The sequence below is a fragment of the Subdoligranulum variabile genome (assembly GCF_025152575.1).
GTDB classification, from domain to species: Bacteria; Bacillota; Clostridia; order Oscillospirales; family Ruminococcaceae; genus Gemmiger; species Gemmiger variabilis.
The window spans coordinates 1,698,544-1,715,480 of sequence record NZ_CP102293.1; the positions used below are offsets into that span (position 1 = coordinate 1,698,544).

At 55.9% G+C, this 16,937-nt stretch carries 18 protein-coding genes; 4 read left to right on the top strand and 14 right to left on the bottom strand.

The window, feature by feature from the left end; translation table 11 throughout:
* Positions 1–10 precede the first annotated feature (10 nt).
* The 13 genes from NQ490_RS08125 to NQ490_RS08185 all read right to left on the bottom strand — a co-directional run bounded on the left by NQ490_RS08125 (position 11) and on the right by NQ490_RS08185 (position 10,493).
* Positions 11–169 (bottom strand): hypothetical protein, encoded by a 159-nt coding sequence (locus NQ490_RS08125; protein WP_007047930.1) that lies wholly within the window; start codon positions 167–169, stop codon positions 11–13.
* On the bottom strand, positions 166–825 hold the full coding sequence (locus tag NQ490_RS08130) for a DUF6338 family protein (RefSeq protein WP_007047929.1): 660 nt from the start codon (positions 823–825) through the stop codon (positions 166–168). Before NQ490_RS08130 ends, NQ490_RS08125 begins: the two co-directional genes overlap by 4 nt.
* A gap of 1 nt (position 826) precedes the next feature.
* Positions 827–2,077, bottom strand: a complete 1,251-nt coding sequence (locus tag NQ490_RS08135; RefSeq protein WP_084759161.1) for a restriction endonuclease subunit S — start codon at positions 2,075–2,077, stop codon at positions 827–829.
* Positions 2,074–2,664 (bottom strand): DUF6680 family protein, encoded by a 591-nt coding sequence (locus NQ490_RS08140; protein WP_007047926.1) that lies wholly within the window; start codon positions 2,662–2,664, stop codon positions 2,074–2,076. Before NQ490_RS08140 ends, NQ490_RS08135 begins: the two co-directional genes overlap by 4 nt.
* Positions 2,665–2,680: 16 nt before the next feature.
* Entirely contained in the window at positions 2,681–3,676 is a 996-nt protein-coding gene (locus NQ490_RS08145) for a virulence RhuM family protein (RefSeq protein ID WP_007047925.1), read from the bottom strand.
* Positions 3,673–5,202: a type I restriction-modification system subunit M gene (locus NQ490_RS08150; RefSeq protein WP_007047924.1), complete on the bottom strand. Its 1,530-nt coding sequence runs from the start codon at positions 5,200–5,202 to the stop codon at positions 3,673–3,675. Before NQ490_RS08150 ends, NQ490_RS08145 begins: the two co-directional genes overlap by 4 nt.
* Positions 5,199–5,645, bottom strand: a complete 447-nt coding sequence (locus NQ490_RS08155) for a restriction endonuclease subunit S domain-containing protein (RefSeq protein ID WP_242655012.1) — start codon at positions 5,643–5,645, stop codon at positions 5,199–5,201. The genes NQ490_RS08150 and NQ490_RS08155 overlap by 4 nt, the downstream gene beginning before the upstream one ends.
* 485 nt (positions 5,646–6,130) lie before the next feature.
* Positions 6,131–6,748 carry a helix-turn-helix domain-containing protein gene (locus tag NQ490_RS08160; protein ID WP_050764731.1) on the bottom strand — a complete coding sequence of 206 codons (618 nt, stop codon included), beginning with the start codon at positions 6,746–6,748 and terminating at the stop codon, positions 6,131–6,133.
* Positions 6,749–7,368: 620 nt separating this feature from the next.
* Complete coding sequence (locus tag NQ490_RS08165) at positions 7,369–7,737, bottom strand: hypothetical protein (RefSeq protein ID WP_007047920.1); 369 nt, start codon at positions 7,735–7,737, stop codon at positions 7,369–7,371.
* Between the two features lie 70 nt (positions 7,738–7,807).
* A complete protein-coding gene (locus NQ490_RS08170) occupies positions 7,808–8,071 on the bottom strand; it encodes a hypothetical protein (RefSeq protein ID WP_007047919.1) in 264 nt (87 codons plus the stop codon).
* Positions 8,072–8,209: 138 nt separating this feature from the next.
* Complete coding sequence (locus NQ490_RS08175; RefSeq protein ID WP_007047917.1) at positions 8,210–8,737, bottom strand: hypothetical protein; 528 nt, start codon at positions 8,735–8,737, stop codon at positions 8,210–8,212.
* A complete protein-coding gene (locus tag NQ490_RS08180) occupies positions 8,734–9,825 on the bottom strand; it encodes a HAMP domain-containing sensor histidine kinase (protein WP_007047916.1) in 1,092 nt (363 codons plus the stop codon). The genes NQ490_RS08175 and NQ490_RS08180 overlap by 4 nt, the downstream gene beginning before the upstream one ends.
* Positions 9,822–10,493 carry a response regulator transcription factor gene (locus NQ490_RS08185; RefSeq protein ID WP_007047915.1) on the bottom strand — a complete coding sequence of 224 codons (672 nt, stop codon included), beginning with the start codon at positions 10,491–10,493 and terminating at the stop codon, positions 9,822–9,824. Before NQ490_RS08185 ends, NQ490_RS08180 begins: the two co-directional genes overlap by 4 nt.
* A 335-nt stretch (positions 10,494–10,828) precedes the next feature.
* Here NQ490_RS08185 and NQ490_RS08190 point away from each other — a divergent pair, with 335 nt between their 5' ends.
* The 4 genes from NQ490_RS08190 to NQ490_RS08205 all read left to right on the top strand — a co-directional run bounded on the left by NQ490_RS08190 (position 10,829) and on the right by NQ490_RS08205 (position 15,687).
* Positions 10,829–12,289: a C69 family dipeptidase gene (locus NQ490_RS08190; protein WP_040918384.1), complete on the top strand. Its 1,461-nt coding sequence runs from the start codon at positions 10,829–10,831 to the stop codon at positions 12,287–12,289.
* A gap of 218 nt (positions 12,290–12,507) precedes the next feature.
* Positions 12,508–13,917 (top strand): MATE family efflux transporter, encoded by a 1,410-nt coding sequence (locus tag NQ490_RS08195; protein WP_007047911.1) that lies wholly within the window; start codon positions 12,508–12,510, stop codon positions 13,915–13,917.
* Positions 13,918–13,977: 60 nt separating this feature from the next.
* Positions 13,978–14,397, top strand: a complete 420-nt coding sequence (locus NQ490_RS08200; protein ID WP_007047910.1) for a hypothetical protein — start codon at positions 13,978–13,980, stop codon at positions 14,395–14,397.
* A 165-nt stretch (positions 14,398–14,562) separates the two neighbouring features.
* Positions 14,563–15,687 carry a glycosyltransferase gene (locus NQ490_RS08205; protein ID WP_007047909.1) on the top strand — a complete coding sequence of 375 codons (1,125 nt, stop codon included), beginning with the start codon at positions 14,563–14,565 and terminating at the stop codon, positions 15,685–15,687.
* Positions 15,688–15,782: 95 nt separating this feature from the next.
* On the opposite strand, the gene NQ490_RS08210 is transcribed toward NQ490_RS08205, so the two are convergent.
* Complete coding sequence (locus tag NQ490_RS08210) at positions 15,783–16,928, bottom strand: glycosyltransferase (RefSeq protein WP_007047908.1); 1,146 nt, start codon at positions 16,926–16,928, stop codon at positions 15,783–15,785.
* Between the last annotated feature and the right edge of the window lie 9 nt (positions 16,929–16,937).

The following is a 16,937-nucleotide window of genomic DNA, read 5'->3' on the forward strand; positions in this document are numbered from 1 at the left end:
AAGGGGAAGATTATTTTTGCTTTTTAACTGAAGCAGGAGGGATATAGCTTGGGTTAGGATTATTGTCAGATGAGCCTTTTGAACTTTGAGAGGCGGTAGGCTTTTGAGAGCGCTTAGACGGTGAAGGACGGCGACTATAATCGGATTTTGAACTGTTATTGGAACTCATGATTTTATAACTCCTTTATTTTGATTGGTGGTATCGTTTTCATCCTGCATTTCTATGGTAAACTTATTGTGTGCACGGGATAAATAAAGCTTTTGAGCGTGATAAAGAAATTCAGAGTACTGATCATAAACATAGACATCTGAAAAACATATTTCTCGATTAGGACTATTATCAGAATATGAGTATACTTTTCCGTAATAGGTGTTTTTTGTAACTGAATCCCTCAGTATTACAATGTCGTTGTCATCAAAAAAGTGTTCCCATACCGTCTGGTTATCGATTCGACCAGTCAAATTCAGAAAATTTGCAAGTTTGAACAGCCAGTTTTGGTAAATGGCTTTTGTAAAAAGGCAAGCTAAGAGGAGCGACACAACGATAGCCCAGACAACATTTGAAGTTGGTATAGTCGTGTTGGCAGAAGCTATTTGATGGATGATGTCAATAGGTGAACAAATAAAGGATGGGACAAAGAGTTTGATGATGGAAATCAGAAAATCCGATAATAAGTAAGAGGTGAATGAGAAAATGACAATTTTTAAAAACTCAAAATAGTAGTGCTCCTCTTTGTGAATATTTAATAGGTTAAACAGGTATGTACCTAATGTTCCGGGCAAGAGGAGCAAAAAGAACTTTTGGAGAAACTCAAAAAAATCCATTTTAAACCCTCACAATCCCTGTCAGCAGAAGCTGCATCAGGGCCTTTTTCTTTTGCTTTTCCTGTTCGATATCCTGACGGAGCAGGTCGATTTCCCGGTCAGCAGTGGATAAGACTTTGGCGATGGCATTTTGTTCGTCAAGAGAAGGAAGTCTTATTACATATTTCAAAAAATCCTCCGGTTTAACGGCCATACGCTCATAAACGGTACCTTCTTCGTACTTCCTTACCGCATTGATAAAGTCCCAACGCATCAAATAATTAGCCAAATACTCTTTGCAAACCTTGTCACTTACTTCGAAGGTTACATAAATTGGGGAAAAGATGGCGTCACCAAATGTGTTTTCACAAATAACGCCAAATTTCAGGTTTGCAGGATTATAACAAATGTCTCCGAGATGCGTTATTTTATATTCTTTATCTTCGTTTTTTACGAGATGGTCGCGGTCATATCGCTCGCTTTTCGGGAAAATGCCTTCCGTAGATAGTGTAACGTGTGGATATTCGAGCCCCTTAGGAGAGTATGATTTCCTTTCCTTCAAGACGCTGCGTAGAGGCTGCAGTTGCCATTCCCCCTGGAATCCAGGAAGGCGTTTCTTGCCGGTTATCAATTGCTGAACGAGATATTTTTTCTGGCGCTGTTTTTCTGCAAGACGTTTTTCTTTTAGGTCGATGAATTTGTCTTGCGAGGTTAGGATAGCGGCAATCCTTTTTTGCTCACCAATAGGGGGCATCGCTAATTTCCGCTCAAGCCAATCGTTTGTTTTGAAGAGTAATTTTTCAATATGTACCCCATCACTCATTAGATAAAAGAGTTTTGCATAGTGGGGAAGCTGCATCATAAGATTGAACATTTCAATATTTGTACCTTGATTGGGAACAAATACGTTATATTCATTAGATACTACTGCACGATCCAAAGACTTTGGAACCACTCCGCAAGCGCCATGTGCAATCTGTCTTTTGGAAATAAGAAAGTCACCTTTTTGAATTAAAAAATAACTCTTTACAAGAATATTCTTTCCTAGATACTTTCCACGTAGATGGACTCCTCCAAATCCACGGCGGACAGTAACCAAACGATAAAGCTCATCATCTTTAAGAAGGACGGGGCGTTCGACCAATTTCAGCCATTGATTCATTTTCAGGACATGCCAATCTGCCGGAAAGATGCCGTCTTTTACTTTTCTATACCCCTCCGGCACCTCGCCTCGGCGGATCTGCTCAATTTTCTGCTTGATTTCTGATGTCATTTTTGGCCCCCGTATTTTTCGACAACATCCAAGAGCTCCTTTCGGAATTCCGGATTGCCCATCAATCCGGGAAGAATCTGCGCAAAGCGCTGCTGGCTGAATTGGTCATCAGATGGTGTGTTTGATTGGGCTGCGCTGTGCTGAATTGTGGCTGCAGCGCTTTGAATCTGCATCTTTCTTAAAAGGGTTTCTTCTTGCATTTTTTCGGATAGTCCGGCTGGATAATACGCGCGTTTGATATCGTCCCAATGTATGTCTCCGAGTTTTAGCGCCTTTGACATCTCTTCCAGAAGTTTTAAATGTTTGTCTGCGGTATTGGGATTAAGTTCAGGCCGTTTATCTGCTTCATTCAAAAAGTCTTTATAGGCAGCCCGAACGGCATTGTCTTTATAGAAAATTACGTCGATCGAATTCAGTGCTTTTACACTTTCTTCTGAGGCAATCATATAGCGATAAGCCATAAGCGTTTCAAATACATGCATCTTGCTCTGCTTGATTTGGGCGTTTCTCTGCCAGAGGATCGTAACTACGGTGGCCAACAGACCGGAAATCAAAGCTGTGACAATCACCAAAATAATATCTGCCATAGTATTTTAGCTCCTTTTATTTTTTCAGTCGCTTGGCCTGCTGCTCTACGCTGTCCAAGAAGGCGACCTCTACCGGGGTGACGTCATCCCGGTGTATACGCTTGTATTTGTCGTACTCGGCTTTGGCCTTCTGTTCAGCCAGGGCGTGACTTACGCTGCCTGCGTTCTGCAGTACCTCACTGTCCGTCATCTGGAGGTAGTCGTCCAGACGGGCAATCCAGTCTTTCATGAACATGGGCTTTCTGCGAAGCGCCTGCAGTTCCGCAAGATCCAGATAGGCAGATACCAGACGATTTAATGTTTTTAGTTCGTCCTCGTACAGATAGTTCTTTGCGGTTTTGGCCTCCGCCAGGGTGGGACGGCTCCCCTTTACTACGGTCATTCCCATCATGGGCTTGAGCGCATCGGCACGGTTGGCGATCAGCTCCGCTGCAGTCATGCCGGTGGCAGCATAGAGCATCTTGTTCTGTACTGTCTGAAAGAAAAGCGTGCTTTCCCGTGCGTTGGCAGAATAGTCAGCACTGGTGGCATAGATGTCCAGAACTTTGCGCCAGAATACCTTTTCGGAGGAACGAATATCCCGGACACGCTCCAACAGTTCGTCAAAATAATCTCCGCCGCCGGCCTCTTTCAAACGGTCGTCGTTCATGGCAAAGCCTTTGATCAGATATTCCTTCAGAACCGAATTGGCCCAGATGCGGAACTGTGTGCCGCGCAGAGAATGGACGCGGTAACCGACAGAGATAATGACATCCAGATTGTAGTAGTCTACCTGATATGTTTTTCCGTCCGAGGCAGTTGTTGCAAATTTTGCAACAACTGCCTCCCGATCCAGTTCGTCTTCGGCAAAGATGTTTCGGATATGGCGGGAAATCGTAGATTTATCCCGCTGGAAAAGCTCTGCCATTTGGTCTAAGGACAGCCAGGCTGTCTCGTTTTCCATACGGACATCAATCTTGGTTTGGCCGTCTTCAGTCTGATACATCATGAGTTCTGTGCGGTTTTCATTCATAACCCCAGTTCCTCCAGATACTGTTTCATCTGTGCCTGTACCTGCGCCAGTTCCGCTTCGATATTGGCAATGTTGCGCTGCACCTTGTCGATGTCAACCAGTTCTTCCTCCTCAAAAGTATCCACGTAGCGGGGAATATTCAGGTTGAAGTCGTTCTCCCGGATTTCATCCAAAGAGGCAAGATAACTGTATTTGTCCACGGTCTCCCACTTCTCGTAGGTGGAGACGATCCGGGCAATGTCGGTGTCGCGCAGAATATTCTGGTTCTTGCCCTTCTCAAAATTGCCCTCCCCGGAAGCATCGATAAACAACACATCCCGCTGCGGACGGTTTTTCTTGAACACCAGAATGCAGGCCGGAATGCCGGTACCATAAAACAGATTGGCGGGCAGTCCAATCACGGCATCCAAAAGATTCATCTCCACCAACTGGCGGCGAATTTTCCCTTCACTGGCACCACGGAAGAGGACGCCATGGGGCAGCACGATGGCCATGCGGCCATTTTCTGCATCCAGGCTGGCCAGCATATGCAACACAAATGCGTAATCACCCTTGGAAGTGGGCGGGACACCCCAATCGAATCGGTGGTAAGGGTCCAGTTCGGCCGTCATTTTTTTCTTGCCTTTGCTGTCCGCCTCCACATCCGTCAGAAAGCCGCTGTCCCACTTGTCCAGGCTGAAGGGCGGATTCGCAACAACCACCTGGAACTTCATCAACTTGTCATTTTCGATGTTCTGCGGGTTGGATAGGGTATCCCCCTGCCAGATGCGGGCGTCATCCACCCCGTGCAGGAACATATTCATCGTGCACAAAGCCCAGGTCTGAGCGTTGAGTTCCTGGCCGTAGATGGCGACCTTGCCGCTGGGCACCTTTTTATAGGCTTTCAGCAACAGGCCGCCGCTGCCGCAGGTGGGGTCGTAGATACGGTCATTCTCTTTGGGCTTCACCAGGGAAGCCACCAGTTCGGATACCTGGCTGGGAGTGAAGAACTCACCACCCTTTTTGCCGGCGTCCGACGCGAACATGGCGATCATATACTCATAGGCGTCGCCGATGATGTCAGCGGAGCCCAACTGGCTGGGACGAAGATCCAGCTTGTGGAAATCTTCCAGCAGATTGCGAAGCGTGGCGTTTTTCTCCTTCACTTCCCCGAAATCCACTTGGGAATTGAAGTCAATGGCCCGGAACACGTTGCGCAGCTTTCCGCTGTTGTACTCTTCAATGCGGGACAGTGCTACATTGATCATCTGGCCGATCTGCGACTCACTGCGGTGATCGTACAGATAATCAAAGGTGGACTCTTCATCCATGGCAAAGCGCTCACGGCTCATGGCGCGCTCCACACGGCGCATATCACCCTCATACTGTTGGATGTACTCCTGGCGTTTCTCCTTGGAAACATCGCTGAGATATTTTACAAACAGCATGGACAGAATGTAGTCCTTGTACCGGGAACTGTCGATTTTGCCGCGGAAGCTGTCGCAGGCGCTCCACAAAACTTGTTCAATGTCGTTTCGGGTTGTCATACAGAAGTACCTCGTTTCATAGATGAATCTTCCCGCGCAAGAATCGCGGCGTAGTATTTTTCTTTTTCCTCTGCCAGTTGATGCAGCAAGGCCGTTTCGCGCCGGGCCAGTTTGTGAATTTGTCCGATTCGTTCCTGCTGAGCAATCGAAGGAACATGAAATTGGAACTGCGTGAAGAAAGAGGCTTTCACGGCGCTGAGTACATTACTCGTAGTGCTTGTATAGATCCGACGCTTAACAGCCGGGGTATTCAGCAACCAAAAGAGGTAGTCCGGCAACAGAGTGTTGCTTTCCGTTCGGATGATCATGAAATTGGAGGAGACCACCAGACCAGTGGTTGTGGAATCAATGAGTGCGGCAGTGTATGGTGTGGTCAAGCGGACGATAATGTCGCCGGGCTGGGTCAGATATTCCGTCTTGAGAGGATCCGACGCATGAAACACGCTGAGGTCCTCCTGGGCGATACTGCCATCGGGGTGAATGGAACGAAGTGTAAGAAGGTTATAGCAGTACGGTGTGGGCTCTCGGGACTCTTTGCGCGCTAGCACAAGCCCGCTTCGTACGGAAGCAAGTTCCCCTAAATGCATAGGCTCACCTCTGAAATGTCATGAAGTAAAAATAACGCGTACAGAGAACAACTCAACCTCTGCACTCAAGAGTATAAAGGGTGGGACAGGGTTTGTCAAGGAAAATTGTGTCATGGATTAAAAATAACGAAAGGAACCTACACAAATCACACCTATATATCAAGAGGGAAGATAGGATGAGAGCTTCTGAATATAGATGTGTGCATCGTTTTGAGTGTGTGAAGGGGGGGACAACAGAAAGCGCGCATCACTTCTGTTGGATGGAACTTGAACAAAGATAAAGAAGCACCTCTACAGTGTGAAGGTGCCCCTTTGGAAAATACGAGATTTTTCGGTATCAGTCACCTTTTCATGTCAGCAATCTCCCGTATCATCCCATAATGTTTCCCGCTCTTCCTCGTGATCCTGTTATAATCATCCGAAACCAGATAGTCCAGCAGCCATGTTTTCGGCACCATGAATCGTGGGCGGCGCTGGATGGTGCGCAGGCGGCCCTCGGTGCACCAGCGGGAGACGGTGTGGGGCGTGTAGCCGGTGAAGCGGGCGATCTGCTCTACGGTCAGCACGTCGGGGGCGTCGGCCAGTTGCTGTTCCAAGTGGCGGCGGAGGAGCAGGCGGCTGACGATCTCGTAATCGAGAGTACGGGTCAGGGATACGGCGGGCGGCTTGCGCTGGGGATCGTTCTTATACCACCCGCTGGGAGGAGCGTAATGCTCCGGTTCGGTCATACGGCGGCGCAGGTAGGCGGCCACGTCTGCCTTGGCAATCTTGTAGCAGCGGGTGCGCTTGCCGGTGTGGATGCAGGGCACCAGCCCGCTCTGCAGCAGGTAGAGTGAAGTGCGGGTGCCGATGTGGCAGGCGATGCGGAAGTCGTTGCGGCTCATGGGATCGGGATAGGGCGCCAGCAGCGCGTCAATCTCCTTTGCCAGCCGGTCTTTCGTAATGGTTTGTTCGTTCATGGTCGGATTCTCCTTTGATGAAATTCGGACCCGGAGAAACCGTATCTGTACGACAAGATTCTTGAATTTCGGGGAGATTTTCTCGCCTGCGGGGAAATTCTGCGCTGGGGCAAACCGGCCAGAACCCGCCCCGGCGGACCAAATGCCCTGCCGGTTATCTTGCACGGTATCTTGCATTTTTCCCGGAAGGCGTTGCTTTTCGCCCCAAAGGGTGGTAGTATACTTTTACTTGTACCCACGCGGTTTTGTGGGCGGATGCGCTGGAAATCCGCGTGGTGTGGCCAAAATGGGCGGGACGAAACGGCCTGTTTTGACCCTGGGGGAGCACAGACGACATTCGGGACACAAAACTCGAAATGCGATAGGGCGTTAACAGCGCCGCCAGAGTTCAAATCTCTGATGCTCCGCCAGAAGGACGTCCTGTCAGATATGACAGGACGTCCTTTTTTACTGGTGCCGGACGGCAGGATAAGAATACTTTCGGGAAGAGCAAGAACCTTGGGCGCCGGAAGAAAGCTGGTCCGCCAGCTGGGCGCAAGCATGGGAGGTCCTTGCCGCCTGTATTCTTACAGACAAAAAACACGCAGGCAAGGCCGCAAGGGCCGCCTGCGTGTTTTGGTTTACGCCAGACCTTTGACCACCGGGATCAGGCAGAGCAGCAGCACAATGCCCACAAGACCCACCAGGATGCCGGGCACCAGCAGATTCCAGAGCATTGTCATGCACATGCCCAGCCCCAGTACCAGGGCTCCGATCACACTCAGCAGAGTGATGCCGACGGTTTTGGCGCTCCAGACGATGACGGGCTTGCCGTCCATCCTGCGCCGCACAAGAAGCATCGCCAACAGAACGACTGCGCCGACGGCTCCGATCACGACGCCCTGGTTGAACACCCCCCACTCCGGCAAAAGTGCCATACACATACCCAATGCGAACAGAATACCGCCGATCGTGCTCATGATCAGCGTGACAAAATCTTTCTTTTTCATGATCCATACCTCCTGTAAGGGTCCCGGCGGCGGGGCCGCCCGGGAATGTTTGAATTGCTCCAAAAGCCGGTCACTTTTGGCGGTGCTGCCCGGCGTCCCGGTCCTCCTCCTTCTCCAGAAAGGCGTCCACAAAGGCGTCTTCCACCTTCTTGTAACCGCCCACCACGGTATCCTCCACCTTCTGGTAGGCACCGGTGACTTTCCCGGCCATGCCGCCGGTTTTCAGGCTGCCGTCCTCGGTGAGAAAGGTGTCCACAAACTTTTCTTCCACATTCTTGTAGGCGCCGATCACCGTCCTGCCGATCTTGCCGGGCTTCATTTTATACGTGCTCATGGGATAACCTCCTTGTCTGCATCCCCGTCTTCCGTGGATGTGCCTTTAGTATAGAGGAGGTTTGTTTCTCCATTGCTTCGGTTTTGTTTGAGAAATATGAAAAAGCCGATGGCGCGGTTTTTCGCATCATCGGCTTTCTTACAGCAGGGAATGACCCTTTTCACACAGCTGGTACATTTCTTCGTACTTGGCGTCGATAAAGGGCTGCAGCTTCCGGCGCTGCCGCCGGAAGGCCCGGCGGTAGACCGGCAGCGCCAGCAGCCACCCCGCAAAACCCGGAACCGACAGCAGCGTCATCAGCAGATACCGCGGCGGCTCGCCGGTGACGGCAAAGACCGACCCGGCCATGAACACCGTGCCAAGAAGGGCTATGCCCAGCGCCCACACAGTGGCGGTCTGCTTGGGGGAACGCTCCATCTGCCGGATCTCCTCCATGCAGCATTCAAAATTCCGCTGCAGACGGGTCAGTTCCATCCTGTTGATGATCTTCCGGTTGCGCTTGAGATGCAGCGTCACCGTGCCCCGGCGGGGATCGGCGGGACGGGGGGCTTCCGGCATCCAGCCGAAGTTTTCGTAGCCATCCAGAAAGAGGGAAAGGTCTTTGGCGGCCACCGAAATTTCCTTGTATTCATACCCTATATAGGTGTTTTCCGGCTGGGAATTCATACTTGCTGCTCCTCCTGAGGAAGGGATCGGGGAATTTTCACCGTAAAGCTGCTGCCGCTGCCGGGGGTGCTGGTCACCGTGATGGTGCCGTCCGACAGTTCCAGGATCCGGCGTACCAGCGCCAGGCCCAGGCCGTTGCCCTCGGTGGCGTGGGAGGTGTCCCCCTGATAGAATTTGTCAAAGATTTTCTGCAGGGTGGCTTCATCCATGCCGCAGCCTGTGTCGGCCACCGTGACGGTGATCTCCCGGTCGTCGGAAGTCTGCGCCAGCGTGACACGGCCCCCCTCCGGGGTGAATTTCAGGGCGTTGGACAACAGATTGGTCCAGACCAGTTCCAGCAATCCTTCGTCGGCACAGAGAAGGGCGCGGTCCTCGATCTCCGCTTCAAAATCGATCTGCTTTTTCTCCCAGATGTTCTCAAACTGCAGGGCGCAGTTGCAGAGCTGATTGCAGACGTCATACACCTGGGGCAGCGGCTGGATCACCTGCTTTTCCAGCTTGTTCAGCTTGAGCATGTTGGTGATGAGGCTGGACAGCCGCCGGGTGGCCTGCAGGATGGTTTCGGTACATTCCTGCCGCTGGGCTTCGGTCAGCTGCTTTTTCTGCAGGAGCTCGGCGTTGTTCTGGATCACCGCCAGGGGCGTCTTGATCTCATGGGAGACGTTGGAGAAAAAATCCGTTTTCAGCGTTTCGATGCTGCCCAGTTCTTCCACCATCTTGTTGAAATCCATGAACAGTACGTCCAGGTGGGTGGTTTTATCCATGGGATGCTTGGGGGGCAGATACACCGAAAAGTCTCCGGCGGCCACCCTGCGGGCCGCTTCGGAAAATTCCTCGATGGGTTTCTGGTAATGCCGGCGGATGGCCAGCCCCGTGAGCAGGGTGGAACAGACCGCCGCTGCCACCCAGAACACCAGCACCGCCAGGACATTTCTGGCGGGCAGACTCTTGTAGTCGATGGCCTGCCCGATCATCACCATCTGCAGGGTGGTGAGCAGGGCAAACAGCAGGAAAAACAGCACAAAGGTGGAAAGGGGAAACAAGCCCCGTTTCACCCGCTGGTCGGAGAATTTGCCGTTGGATCTCATGCCAGCACCGCCTTGTACCCCAGCCCGCGCACCGTTTTGATGGCAAAACCGTCGCAGCCGGAAAACTTGTCCCGCAGCTTGGTGATGTAGACATCCACCGCCCGCAGGCTGGTCTCGGATTCCACGCCCCAGAATTCGTCCATCAGCTGCGCCCGGGAAAACGTCCTGTTGGGGTAGGACAACAGCTTATAGAGGATGTTGAACTCCCGGGTGGTCACCGGAACCTCCTGCCCCGCCACCGTGGCCGTGACGGCGTCGGCATCCAGGGTCAGGTTGCCCACAGTGAGCCGCCGCTCCATCTCGATATGGGCCCGGCGCAGCAGGGCCCGGATGCGCAGAAGCAGCTCGTCCAGTTCAATAGGCTTGACCATGTAGTCGTCGATGCCCAGCTGGAACCCCCGCTGCTTGGAGGGCAGGTCGTCCCTGGCGGACATGAACAGAATGGGGATGGTCCGGTTTACCCGCCGCACGGTTTCCGCAAACTGGAAACCGTCCACCTCCGGCATCATGATGTCGGAGACAATGAGATCATACAAATTGTTGTACAGCTCGTCGTAGGCCGCCTGGGCGGACAGGCAGCCTTTGGCGGAAAAACCGCTGTCATTCAGGTAGGTGCAGACCGCCTGGTTCAGCTTTGCGTCATCTTCCAGCACAAGAATATGGACCATAAAGATTCCTCCCAGCAAGATCTGTTATGGGGTATTATATACCATGCTTTTTCATGGAAGCAATCCCGGCATAGGGAAAAACACAAAGGCATTTTATCGGTTGTGTATTTTCGCATTGTTTGAAAATTGTTTGAGAATTGTTAATGCGTCCCGGCGCCCGGGCCGACGGGAAAATCCCGCCCGGAGACTGGAAATAGTCCGGTGCCCGTGCTATGATAAATGTTGCACAAAAAAGGAGAAACCGTCTTTTGGACGGCTCCCGCTTGCAGGAAGTTCGCTGTGCGGCGAAAGCTGTACGCAAGAAAAAAGGATGTTACATACAAAAGGAGAACCCTATGCCCTGTACAACGATTCTGGTGGGCAAAAAAGCCAGCCATGACGGCTCGACGATCATTGCCCGCAATGACGACGGCGCCTTTGAAGCCAAGCGCCTTCTGACCCACCCGGCCCGGGAGAAGGCCGCCACCTACAAGACCGTCATCTCGCACCTGACGGTGGAGCTGCCGGGCGGTGCCCTGCGCTACACCGACTGCCCCAACGTGACCAAGACCAACGGCGTCTGGCCCGCCTGCGGCATCAACGAGGCCAACGTGGCCATGACCGCCACCGAGACCATCACCAGCAACGCCCGGGTCGTCGGCGCGGACCCCTATGTGCGGTACCAGGAAAAGAAAGGCCGCGGCACCAAGGAAGTCCCCGGCGGCATCGGGGAGGAGGACCTGGTGACGCTGGTGCTGCCCTACATCCGTTCCGCCCGGGAGGGCGTGCTGCGCACCGGCGCCCTGCTGGAGCAGTACGGCACCTATGAGCCCAACGGCATGGCCTTCGCCGACGCCGACGAAATCTGGTGGCTGGAGACCATCGGCGGCCACCACTGGATCGCCCGGCGGGTGCCGGAGGACCGGGTGGTGGTCATGCCCAACCAGTTTGGCCTGGACCATTTCGACTTCGGGGATGCCTACGGGGAGAAAAAGGAAAACCTCTGCTCCGAAGATCTGCGGGAATTCGTGGAAAAGTACCATCTGGCGCTGGATACCGGCGCCGAGTTCAACCCGCGGCTGGCCTTCGGTTCCCATTCCGACGCCGACCACATCTACAATACCCCCCGCGCCTGGTTCATGGCCCGGTACTTCCTGCCCCGTACCTACCAGTGGGACGGGGAGAACGCCCACTTCGCCCCCGAGAGCAACGACATCCCCTGGTCCTTTGTGCCGGAGCGCAAGGTGACGGTGGAGGATGTGCGGTATCTGCTGGGATCCTATTATCAGGGAACGCCCTACAATCCCTACGACAAAAACGCCCCCTGCAAGGGCAAGTACCGCACCATCGGTGTGCCCAACAGCGATGTCTGCGGTATCCTGCAGATCCGCGGCGATCTGCCCGAGGCCATCCGGGGCGTGGAGTGGCTCTCCATGGGCGGCAGCGGCTTCACGGCCTGCTTCCCGGTGTACGCCAACGTGACGGAGTTCCCCAAGTACCTCAGCGGCACCACCGACACGGTCTCCACCGACCATATGTACTGGCACAGCCGGCTCATTGCCGCGCTCACCGACGCCCAGTTCGGCAGTTCCCTGATCCTGGACGAGCGGTATCAGAACGCCGTGATGAACCGCGGCCAGCAGCTGCTCTACGAGTACGACGAGAAGATCCGCCAGGGCGCGCCGGCGGAGATCCTGCAAGAAGCCAACCGCAGGATCGCCGAGATGGTCAAGGAAGAGTCCGACAAGGCTCTGGCCCAGATCCTCAAAAATGCCTCGGAGCATATGAAGATCCGGTATCACCGGGGAGATAACTGAGCGGACCATACAGGAAAGCAGCACCGAAGGAAGGGTGCTGCTTTCCTTTTTTGGAGCCGCCCGGACGTCGGCTTCTTCCGGTGCGGGGCCGGTCTGGGGTTTTTGCTTGCATTTTGCGGAATTTCTAGTATGATGGAAACCATACGGTCCGGCTGCCCCGGCGGCGCCGGACAAACGGGGAGGGAAAGGCCGGCGGGCAGCGAACCGCCGGCGTAGTTATGGCAGAATACAGAACCACACAGGAACTGATGGAACAATATCCGGTGCGCACCCTGGTGCTGCGCCTGGGCCTGCCCGCCATGATCGGGCAGGTCTTCAACCTTTTGTACAGCATCGTGGACCGTATCTTCGTGGGGCGCATCCCCGGTACCGGCGAACAGGCCCTGGCCGCCATCGGCATCTGCGCCCCGGCCCTCACCGCCATTACCGCCTTCGCCTACATGGTGGGCATCGGCGGCGCCTCCCTCATGAGCATCAGCCTCGGCCAGGGCAACCAGCGCCGCGCCGAACAGACCCTGGGCAACGCTTTCTGGCTGCTGGCGGGCATCGCCGTGGCGGTGACGGCCGCCCTGCTGCCCCTGCGCCGCCCGCTGCTCTATCTGCTGGGCTGCAGCGACGCCCTCTTCCCCTACGCCGACGCCTACTTCACCCTCTACCTCCTGGGCACCCTGGCCTCCCTGATGGGGGTGGGCATGAACCAGTTCCTCCTGGCCCAGGGCTACGCCCGCCAGGGTATGATCGCCGTGGTGCTGGGCGCCCTGGCCAACCTCGTCCTCGACCCGGTGCTGATCTTCGGGCTGCATCTCGGCGTGCGGGGCGCTGCGGCGGCTACCGTCCTCTCCCAGTGCCTCATGGCCGTCTACGTCCTCCTCTGCCTGCGCCGCCCCCGGATGCCCGTCCGCCTGCGGCTGCACCGCCTGCAGCCAGACCTCTGCCGCCGCATCGTCGCCATCGGCTCCATGTCCTTCCTCATCACCCTGCTGGACAACCTCATCATCATCCTGCTCAACATCGTGCTCCGCCGCTACGGCGGCGCCCAGGGCGATGCCTGGATCACCTGCGCCACCGTGGTCCAGAGCTTCCTCACCATCGTCTTCTGCCCCTCCCAGGGCATCACCACCGGCTGCGGCACCCTCTTCAGCTACAACTACGGCGCCGCCCGGGAGAAAAACGTTCGCCAGGCTTTCCTGTGGGTCTTTGTGCTCTGCGGGGCCTACATCGGCCTGATGGAACTGGCCGTCCAGCTGGCCCCCGCCTGGTTCGCCGGGCTCTTCCTCCGGGAGGCGTCCCTCCTGCAGATGGCCTCCCTCTGTCTGCGCCGGTACACCCTCGGCCTCTTCGGCGTGGCCGTCCAGTACGCCCTGGTGGACAGCCTTACCGCCATGGGCAAGGTCCGGTTCGCCTTTCCGCTGTCCATATTCCGCAAACTCCTGTACATCCTCTGCCTTCTGGTGCTGCCCCGGCTGGGCGGCGCGGCAGCCGTGTTCTACGCGGGCAGCATCTCCGATCTCCTGGGCGCGACCTTCAGCGCGGTGGTTTTTTTCGCGGTGGTCTGGCCCCGCCTGCGCCGGGAGATCCGCGGCAGGACCGCGGCCAAACCTTGTCAAAACGGCCCGGAAAGGGTATAATTTTCTGTAACAGAACAAAGGCGCCGCCACGGCGGGCGGCGCCGGGAAAGGAAGCACAAGATGGGACGGCAGATCTCCTGGTTCGGGTTCACCACCAAAAAAGAGCGCAGACGCCAGGAGGAACTGGCCCGGCGGAAGATGTTCCCCTTCGGGGAAGCCCAGCGGCAGGCCGAACTGCGGCTGCTGCGGGCACTGATCCGGGTCCGGGCGGCGGATACCGATCTGCTCTTCCAGCTGGTCCAGGCCAAGGACTGCCTGCACCGGCGGGAGGAGGAAGACGCCGAGGACCAGAACGCCCGCCTGCGTGAGTGGCTGCACAGCCAGCTGGCCCGGGCCTTCCCCAACCGGGAACTGATGTGCTTTCTGGCGCTGGCGGAACTGGAACAGGACATGCAGGACCTGGACCAGCTGCCCGACGCCGACACCGTGCGCCGGCGGGCAGAGCAGCTCTGCACCGAGCGGGCGGCGCTGCTGTGGTGAAAGAAAGGCGTGCGGCCCTGCACAAGAAGGGCGGAAACTGCTCCGGCGGGGGCGGTGTAGGATTCCGGGCCCGGCAACGTCCGGCGGAAGAGAAGAGGACCATCCGAAAATAAGCACGAGGCGGGCGGAACGGCCCCCGGCGCAACTGCACAGAGGAAGCAACCCATGAAATACCTTTTTATCAATTCGGTCTGCGGGATCCGCAGTACCGGGCGGATCTGCACCGACCTGGCCCGCCAGCTGGAGGCGGAAGGGCATACCTGCAAGATCGCCTATGGCCGGGTGGAGGAAGTCCCCGAAGCATACCGGAAATATGCGGTGCGGATCGGCGGGGATCTGGACCTCAAGGTCCATGCCCTGCAGACCCGGCTGTGGGATACCCACGGTTTCGGGAGCCGGCAGGCCACCGCCCGGTTTTTGCGCTGGGCGGAGGAGTACGCGCCGGATGTGCTGTGGCTGCACAACATCCACGGTTACTACATCCAGGTGGAGATGCTGTTTGACTGGATCAAGCGCCATCCCAACATGCAGGTGAAATGGACCCTGCACGACTGCTGGGCCTTTACGGGGCACTGTGCCCACTTTACGGCGGTGGGCTGCGACCAGTGGAAGACCGAATGCCGCCATTGCCCCCAGCTGCGGCAATACCCCGCCTGCTACGGATTCAGCGATGTCCGCCGCAATTTTGAACGGAAAAAACAGGCCTTTACCGGTGTGCAGCATATGACCCTCATCGTGCCCAGCCACTGGCTGGAAAGCCGGGTGAAACAGAGCTTTTTGGGGGCGTATCCCATCGAGGTGCACTACAACCGGATCAATACCGAGGTATTCAAGCCCACGCCGGGGGATTTCCGCCAGCGGTACGGCCTGCAGGATAAGGTGATGGTGCTGGGGGTCGCCACCGCCTGGAGCAACCGCAAGGGGCTGGATGTCTTCGTCAGGCTGGCCGGCATGCTGGATGACCGCTATGCCATTGTGCTGGTGGGACTGACCAAAAAGCAGATCCAGCAGCTGCCGCCCCAGATTCTGGGCATTGAACAGACCAGCGACGTGAAAGAACTGGCGTCCATCTACACCACCGCGGATGTCTTTGTGAACGCCAGCGTGGAGGAAACCTTTGGCCTGACCACCGTGGAGGCGCTCTCCTGCGGGACACCGGTCATCGTCTACGAGGATACGGCCTGCGCCGAGGTGGTGCAGCACACCAAGGGCAAGATCGTGCCCCAGAACGTGGAGGCCGTTTACCGCGCCATTCTGGCCAGCGGGAAAAAGACGGCGCAGGGAAGCTGATAAGAAAAACACCGGGCCGGCATCGCCAAAAAGCGATGCCGGCCCGATGCGGTTCATCCGGGGATGGGGCTCCCTCCAGGACAGACAAAGACCGTTTAGAAGAGCGCTTCCAGCATGGTCTGCAGACGGGCGCGGGCCTGCGCATGCAGCTGCTGCACGAAACGGGCGTTTTCTGCGCCCTGTCGGGGGTTTACGCGCTGAATCGCCTGGGCCACCGCTTCCGGGGTCTGGGCGTTATAATAGGTAAGACGCGCCCCCACATCGGATGCGGTGATCGCCGTGTTGGCAGCGGAAACGACCTGCAGCCCATGAGACATGTACACGAGGATCTTGGAGGGAAAACAGGTGTTGGAAAAACGCTGGTCCGGCGTCTGGGTATTCAGGCCGATCTGGCATTTCCCCAGCAACTGCCGGTAGGCAGAATCATCCAGAAAGCCTTCGTAGATGATTTCGCAGGATGTCTTGGCCTGGATCCGCTGAATCTCACGCAGCAGCGCCCGGGTCTCCTCCTCCGTGCCGAAGCCGCTGATGTGGATGCAGTACCGGTCGGACAAAAAGGCGGCAGCATCCACCGCCAGGTAGGCCCCTGCCTTGGAGGCGTCGAAAGTGCCGGAATACAGGCAGTGGATCTTCCCGTCCGACGGGCTGGACGGCCGGGAAAGTTCTTCACAATGGTAGGAACCGTTCACCACCAGGAAGGGGATCCCGTCACGATGGATGCGCTCCCCGATGGCGGCGGTGGAAAAGACATACCCGTCGGCCGTCTGGATAATTTCCTCTTCCCATCGCTGAAGCAGACGGGGCAGCGGTACGATATCCTGGTAGATCTCCTCCACTTCCAGAAGCAGTTTGAATTTTCTGATCCGTCTGGCCAGCAGCACCGGCAGGCTCAGATAGTAGGAGTGGTAGACCAGTACCGGTTCGCCGGCCCGGGTGTGGAACAGCAGGTAGAAAAACAGCTGCAGCAGCGAGTGGACCCACTGCAGGGGCGTCAGCCAGCGCAGCGGCGTGCCGAAGGTGGCCAGCTGGTGCACCGTGATCCCGTTGTCCAGGGACAGATCAAAGGCTTTCCAGCGCTGCCAGCGGCCGCATTTGGACCAGGCGGGGCTTACGATCTCCACCGGGTGGCCGGTCTCCCGCAGCAGCTGCGCCATATAGCGGCTTTTGGTGACCCCGGCCGGCGAGGTGCCCAGGCAAAGGGCGCGCTCCTCCTCGGTGGAAAAAAAGGTCAGGTATTTCATGGGCAGATC

Coding starts and splice junctions, on each gene's coding strand:
- NQ490_RS08125 (WP_007047930.1), bottom strand. CDS start 169: ATGAGTTCCAATAACAGTTCAAAATCCGATTATAGTCGCCGTCCTTCA.
- NQ490_RS08130 (WP_007047929.1), bottom strand. CDS start 825: ATGGATTTTTTTGAGTTTCTCCAAAAGTTCTTTTTGCTCCTCTTGCCC.
- NQ490_RS08135 (WP_084759161.1), bottom strand. CDS start 2,077: ATGACATCAGAAATCAAGCAGAAAATTGAGCAGATCCGCCGAGGCGAG.
- NQ490_RS08140 (WP_007047926.1), bottom strand. CDS start 2,664: ATGGCAGATATTATTTTGGTGATTGTCACAGCTTTGATTTCCGGTCTG.
- NQ490_RS08145 (WP_007047925.1), bottom strand. CDS start 3,676: ATGAATGAAAACCGCACAGAACTCATGATGTATCAGACTGAAGACGGC.
- NQ490_RS08150 (WP_007047924.1), bottom strand. CDS start 5,202: ATGACAACCCGAAACGACATTGAACAAGTTTTGTGGAGCGCCTGCGAC.
- NQ490_RS08160 (WP_050764731.1), bottom strand. CDS start 6,748: ATGAACGAACAAACCATTACGAAAGACCGGCTGGCAAAGGAGATTGAC.
- NQ490_RS08165 (WP_007047920.1), bottom strand. CDS start 7,737: ATGAAAAAGAAAGATTTTGTCACGCTGATCATGAGCACGATCGGCGGT.
- NQ490_RS08170 (WP_007047919.1), bottom strand. CDS start 8,071: ATGAGCACGTATAAAATGAAGCCCGGCAAGATCGGCAGGACGGTGATC.
- NQ490_RS08175 (WP_007047917.1), bottom strand. CDS start 8,737: ATGAATTCCCAGCCGGAAAACACCTATATAGGGTATGAATACAAGGAA.
- NQ490_RS08180 (WP_007047916.1), bottom strand. CDS start 9,825: ATGAGATCCAACGGCAAATTCTCCGACCAGCGGGTGAAACGGGGCTTG.
- NQ490_RS08185 (WP_007047915.1), bottom strand. CDS start 10,493: ATGGTCCATATTCTTGTGCTGGAAGATGACGCAAAGCTGAACCAGGCG.
- NQ490_RS08190 (WP_040918384.1), top strand. CDS start 10,829: ATGCCCTGTACAACGATTCTGGTGGGCAAAAAAGCCAGCCATGACGGC.
- NQ490_RS08195 (WP_007047911.1), top strand. CDS start 12,508: ATGGCAGAATACAGAACCACACAGGAACTGATGGAACAATATCCGGTG.
- NQ490_RS08200 (WP_007047910.1), top strand. CDS start 13,978: ATGGGACGGCAGATCTCCTGGTTCGGGTTCACCACCAAAAAAGAGCGC.
- NQ490_RS08205 (WP_007047909.1), top strand. CDS start 14,563: ATGAAATACCTTTTTATCAATTCGGTCTGCGGGATCCGCAGTACCGGG.
- NQ490_RS08210 (WP_007047908.1), bottom strand. CDS start 16,928: ATGAAATACCTGACCTTTTTTTCCACCGAGGAGGAGCGCGCCCTTTGC.